The 1,643-nt window shown below is 44.2% G+C and carries 2 protein-coding genes; one reads left to right on the forward strand and one right to left on the reverse strand.

The features are described from left to right. Positions 1-41: 41 nt before the first annotated feature. A complete protein-coding gene (locus B5J94_RS10055; RefSeq protein ID WP_062501779.1) occupies positions 42-494 on the reverse strand; it encodes a universal stress protein in 453 nt (150 codons plus the stop codon). Between the two features lie 381 nt (positions 495-875). Between B5J94_RS10055 and B5J94_RS10060 the strand changes: the two genes are divergently transcribed. Beyond that, a complete protein-coding gene (locus B5J94_RS10060) occupies positions 876-1,568 on the forward strand; it encodes a hypothetical protein (protein ID WP_143821964.1) in 693 nt (230 codons plus the stop codon). Positions 1,569-1,643 lie beyond the last annotated feature (75 nt).

A 1,643-nucleotide genomic window follows, 5' to 3' on the forward strand; every position in this document is an offset into this window, starting at 1 on the left:
TTTGGGGTGCGGTTCAAATTTGCCCTTATTATGATGTTTGTTTAACTGACCGAACCTAACTGCACCACGAGCAAATCAGCGTCCACATCGGGCAAAATGCTGTCGGCAGTCGCCCCTGCCAGCCACGCTGATAGTCCTGTGCGTTTGTGGCGACCGATGACAACTAGGTCAATGGCGTGGGTGTTGCAGTAATCCACGATGCCTTTACGTCCTGAGATGGCGGTTTTGATTTTGGCGTTGTGGGCGTGTAGGTTGTTGCGTGCCAACACTTCGGCAAGGCGAGTGCGAGCCACTTGGCAACGCTCATCATCTATCTCTTCGTGCAGGGCGGACGCAGGAATGAGTTCATAACCAAAGCCGAGCATGGTCTCTTCGACCACATGTAGCACAGATAACTGGGCAGCAGGGGACGAATCCAAAATCCATTTGGCTTTGCTGGCGACAATGTCGGTGTCGTCATTTAAGTCGGTAACAAGTAACACGTGCTGATACATGGTAAACTCCTTAATAAAGGTGTGAAAAGGATACCGCTTAGTTGATAAATCTAGTAACAGTATAGCAAAATTCCCCATGAATGCAAGGGATATTTTGGGAGAATTTTGGGGCGTGCCTGCCTTTGGTATTTGCCATGAAAAATAGGGGAAATCGCACGTTTTTCAAGGAAAAAACGCAGGTTGATAGTTATTCTATCAGACAAGTTTTCGCCTTCGAGCCACAAGATTTAGCCATTTTTCGTGCAAAAATTGATTGAAATTATTAAATTCTCATCTTATTTTATAAAAATGTTATCAATGGTAGGCACGCCCTAGATAATTTTACTAAAATGATGAAAAAATTTGATAAAATAGAAATAAGCCCTTTTTGATGTCTTTGTCATGAAAAATCCAACCAGTCGCACCGCCAACAGAACGATAGACGTAATTTTTGTTCATCCTAAGTACCGCAGTTATGTCATCTGGCATGATGGCGTATTTTATCAGCTCACACGCATGAACCTGACCCAAAAAGCATGGGATAGGCGAGTAGTGTATGATGGCTTGCCAGATGAGATTTTTGTGGCAAAAGAGTCGTGTGAGCAGGGCGAGACGGATGAGCGGACATGGCAAGAGTTGGGCTTGAACGTGGTAAAACTGCCTGATGAGCTACACAGCATTACCGCCAGTAAGTTTTTAGCGTGGTGGACGGTCAATCGTTATGGTTTTTGGCACGCCAAAGATGTCAAAGATGTTAGTGATAAGGGTGTGCAAAATCAGCCCGAGTCAATGGCAAAGCAAAAACCACAGCAGAAAATAGAGCATGAAGTGGGGGTAAAACCACAGGTAAGTGCTGGCAGCACCCAACAATCTGCTATGGATAACAAGATTGGTAAAAATAGCGACATGATGGATAATGTTGCTCAAACCAACCAAGCCAGTCAAGCCAACCAAACATTGACAGAACAGGCACAAATGCAAGCACCACCAAAGCCTACACATAAGCCCCATAAACCATTAGAACAGCTGTCAGGCGATGATATTTTTGATGCTCTGCTTGATGATTTGGTGGATGAAGTCAGTCATTTAAAGTAGGCGGAAAAAGACAGGTGCGACCAAAGAGCTTTTAAAGTTGTCACAAATTTAACAATAAACTTCCTGCCAAACTAG

The sequence above is a fragment of the Moraxella lacunata genome, assembly GCF_002027545.1.
Taxonomy (GTDB): Bacteria; Pseudomonadota; Gammaproteobacteria; order Pseudomonadales; family Moraxellaceae; genus Moraxella; species Moraxella lacunata.